This is a genomic window from Methanospirillum sp., from assembly GCF_035560735.1.
Classification (GTDB): domain Archaea; phylum Halobacteriota; class Methanomicrobia; order Methanomicrobiales; family Methanospirillaceae; genus Methanospirillum.
Map to the genome: position 1 here is coordinate 1 of NZ_DATMYY010000333.1, position 3418 is coordinate 3418.

Genomic DNA, 3418 nt, shown 5'->3' on the forward strand with positions numbered 1-3418 from the left:
AAGTATTATATCGGCAATATTAAAACGGTCTTCCAGTCAAAAGAGATGTTCAATATATTCCAGCCCCCGTATTTTCACTATATGCCAGGGGAGGGTATGGATCTTTTGTTATTTCGGAAAGCCATCTATCGGATACTTCTCTCAGCGAATATGGAGATTGTTCACTCATGGAACGTACACTTGGATTTAAAGAGCGTAGATATATCGAGGAGATCCGCATCCTCACCAAATCCACCGCACTCGATTGTGTCATCGACGAAAAATTTGACCGCATCATTTACGTAATAAAAGCTGGTGACATGGGATATGCAATAGGTAAAAAAGGAGATAATATCAGAAGACTTCAGAATGTTCTTGGCAGAAAAGTAGAGATGGTTGAGTATGCCGAGAAACTTGATGATTTTCTTGCAAATATCTTCAAACCTGCAAAAATCCTCAGGATAGAAATAGATCCTGACACCAGCAAGATCAATACATTCGTGGCTACCCGCAGTGAGGTAGGAATTGCCATCGGAAAGAATGGATGTACAATTGAAAAGGCACGTGCTCTGGTTAGAAGATTCTTTGGAATGGAGGTCGGTGAGGTCTTTCCGGAAGGAGAGGCTGCATGACCAGTTCAGCCATTCTTGAAGAACTCTGGACGATTATTGAAGACCGGGCTGCCCATCCCGTTGAAGGATCATATACAACCCACATTTTAACACACCGCAAAGGGGTTGATAAGGCTCTTGAAAAGGTGGGTGAAGAATCGGTTGAGTTTATCATCGCTATAAAAAACAAAGAACCGAAAGCAATTGCCAGCGAAGCTGCTGATCTGCTGTTCCATACCCTGATTGCTCTCAAGGCTGCAGGAGTTGACCCATCAGCGGTTTATGCAGAACTTGAATCACGAAGAAAACCCTGATCTAAGATCAAATCAAAGATCTGTATTCGTTTCAGTTGTAAAAAGATGGGGATTTGCTATAATCCGGAATAACCCAGCACGGAGTCCGGCATCTATCCACCCATAACCATAACTGATACGTCCCAGTTCCTGCATATATGCAGTCCCGGGTTTAGCCGGGAATGCATCTTCACCTTTTTTTCTGATGCGAACTGCTGCAGCATAGAGCGGTGAACCGGACGCCGGTGCAATTTCTATTGAACCAAGGGCATCGCGTAACATCAATTCATACCGGTTACGTTTTTCTGCAAGTCGTTCATGAAGATCACAGGGGATCGAGGAATCTTCAGGAAGATAAAGAGGTGGTGTTAAGCCAGTGAGATAACCAAGATAGATAGCCGCATCCAGCCAGCCATGTGCATAGAGAAGGGCAGCATACTCGTTTACGAGGTCCTCGCGTTGATAAAAAACCTCTGAATCAGTGAGATAAGAGGATATCATCTCCCTGATACCAGCAGTAACAATCCAAAGCGGGGTCTTTGGTTGTTGAAACGATCCTGTATTGGAATATGCCAGAGACAGATCAGATCTGTACTGCTCTAATGACCCGGGATTCATGACCTCATAGACCCGCAAAGGTTTTAAGATATTCTTCTTCAACAGGATGCAACTGAGCAGGGATAACCAGAATATGAAGTGGAGATCCAAAGTCTGCTTTTAACATCTTTTCCGCAGTTCCTGCTATCACAACAGGTTCAGGCGAACCAGCCCGTGCCATTCCCACGTACAGAGATATAGGAGTGCCGTCTTCAGCAGAGAGTTTCTCAAGAATCTCAACAGCATCACTGACACTCATGTATCTCTTCTCCTGAATATCCAGAAAGACGATGGTATGCAGATCTGCTTTCAGGTTTGCTTTTATAGTTTCAAACGGAGTTTTTGGGAACCAGTTCTTTGCAGGATACGGAACAGAACAGGATTTGCCAAACCGGTAATTCTGCAATCCACAAAGACCACACACTGCGCTTGCAATCGATGCTCCATGGATGATCCGGGTTGAAATCCCCTGCTCTGCAGCTCTTATCCTGATATCAGAATGAGTGGTTGAGACCATGGGATCCCCCCCGGTAAGGAATACTACATTGCCTAACCGGGCAGCTGACAGAATAGGTTCAGGATGCTGCTCAACATCCTCGCGTTTCAGGATATGGACGGGTTTATCATACCGTTTTTCCATGGATGCCGGGTCTGTTCCCATCAGACGCGACGTGTATGATTCAAGGAAAACATGGTCAGCCTCTTCTATAGCATGCATACCTTTGAGAGAAATATCATCAAGATCATACAGGCCAAGACCTACAAATGTCAACATAGTATCTTCAATTATTGATTATGGTCAGATTAACGCTAATGGTTTAAAATCAGGATGTGAAGATGACTGACCCGTTCTCCACCTGGAACTGTTTCCAGTTCATTGTAGCTCCCATCGTTCCCTGAATTCGCATTGATGTACCATTGTCGTCATTTCTTATCTCAACAACCATATTCATCAGCTGCTTTACGATGGCTATTGTCTTCTGATCAAATGACTCGCTATTTATCAGAAATACCCCAATAGAACCCATTTTCTTTAGTTTTGAAGTGATGATGTGGAGAAACTGGTAGATAACATCTACTTTGCGGAACATCAGCAGGGAAGTGAGTGAGAGAACACAATACCTGATTGGAGTAGGAAAGAGTTGATTCGGATCATCAGTGAATTCTCCTTTCATAATTTCTTCAGTAAGCTGAGAGAACCTGATATCCATCCCGGTAAGGTCATTCGGACTACCTACGTATTTTACTTTCTGACTATCCTGTCCTGGACCTGAACTACTTTTACTGATAGCATCAATAATTCCAATGTAATTTGTATCAAAATTGTTTCCTTTGAAAAAATCAAGCATATCGGTTGCCTGATTTTCGGTAGTCAGGACTATCATATACTCACCCTTACGGGGTTTTGCAAGGTATGTTGCGACTTGCTCACCATTGGTAAATGCTGGAGCGAGGATGAGGATATTGGTACCCGGGGTTAGACCGCCTGTCCGCTGGTCAATACTATCGATACCGGTAAGGTATTTGTACATCGCTCTGGTTATCAGTTGACCTGCAATTATATTAACTGTGCCAGATCAAAGAAAAGAAAAAAGAAAGAGGTTGATCGAATCCTTTTATACTTCATGAAAAAAACTAATAAGGCTGGTCCAAGAACTAACCTGCAGGATAAATGATTTCAATTCCGGCAATCTAGTTCGCGTCAGATAATATTGCCCTCATATTTGGAGAATACGCCCATGTTATACAGGTTTTATGAATGGTGGATCGCGCGAAACCTGGAGCGTATTCCCCGGTACCTCTGTTTTATGATCTCTGATGAGGAGATGCGAGACGACCCGGGAAAGATAAATCAGGTGGTTGACTGGTGTCTTTCGATATCATCGGATGTAGTCAGACATTATGGAAAGGATTCTGGAATTATAAGTATTACAATTC

At 43.3% G+C, this 3418-nt stretch carries 5 protein-coding genes and 1 pseudogene; 3 read left to right on the forward strand and 3 right to left on the reverse strand.

The genetic code is table 11. The annotated features are described in order from the left end of the window. The first annotated feature begins 167 nt into the window (after positions 1-167). The gene (locus VN429_RS09875) at positions 168-611 is read left to right on the forward strand and encodes a NusA-like transcription termination signal-binding factor (RefSeq protein ID WP_109967280.1); all 444 of its coding nucleotides are present in this window, start codon (positions 168-170) and stop codon (positions 609-611) included. Further along, complete coding sequence (gene hisE, locus VN429_RS09880; RefSeq protein WP_325632783.1) at positions 608-904, forward strand: phosphoribosyl-ATP diphosphatase; 297 nt, start codon at positions 608-610, stop codon at positions 902-904. The genes VN429_RS09875 and hisE overlap by 4 nt, the downstream gene beginning before the upstream one ends. 12 nt (positions 905-916) lie before the next feature. Here the strand turns inward: hisE and VN429_RS09885 are convergent, their stop codons facing one another. From VN429_RS09885 to VN429_RS09895, 3 genes are read right to left on the reverse strand one after another with little or no spacing between them, the layout of a single operon-like run. Beyond that, the gene (locus VN429_RS09885) at positions 917-1501 is read right to left on the reverse strand and encodes a DUF357 domain-containing protein (protein ID WP_325632785.1); all 585 of its coding nucleotides are present in this window, start codon (positions 1499-1501) and stop codon (positions 917-919) included. Between the two features lie 4 nt (positions 1502-1505). Continuing rightward, complete coding sequence (gene dph5 / locus VN429_RS09890) at positions 1506-2255, reverse strand: diphthine synthase (RefSeq protein ID WP_325632788.1); 750 nt, start codon at positions 2253-2255, stop codon at positions 1506-1508. Positions 2256-2304: 49 nt separating this feature from the next. Continuing rightward, on the reverse strand, positions 2305-3012 hold the full coding sequence (locus VN429_RS09895) for a DUF7504 family protein (RefSeq protein ID WP_325632790.1): 708 nt from the start codon (positions 3010-3012) through the stop codon (positions 2305-2307). 207 nt (positions 3013-3219) lie between these two features. Here VN429_RS09895 and VN429_RS09900 point away from each other — a divergent pair. Continuing rightward, positions 3220-3418, forward strand: a pseudogene (locus tag VN429_RS09900) (undecaprenyl diphosphate synthase family protein); the annotation flags it as partial.

Coding starts and splice junctions, on each gene's coding strand:
- VN429_RS09875 (WP_109967280.1), top strand. CDS start 168: ATGGAACGTACACTTGGATTTAAAGAGCGTAGATATATCGAGGAGATC.
- VN429_RS09895 (WP_325632790.1), bottom strand. CDS start 3,012: ATGTACAAATACCTTACCGGTATCGATAGTATTGACCAGCGGACAGGC.
- dph5 (WP_325632788.1), bottom strand. CDS start 2,255: ATGTTGACATTTGTAGGTCTTGGCCTGTATGATCTTGATGATATTTCT.
- VN429_RS09885 (WP_325632785.1), bottom strand. CDS start 1,501: ATGAATCCCGGGTCATTAGAGCAGTACAGATCTGATCTGTCTCTGGCA.
- hisE (WP_325632783.1), top strand. CDS start 608: ATGACCAGTTCAGCCATTCTTGAAGAACTCTGGACGATTATTGAAGAC.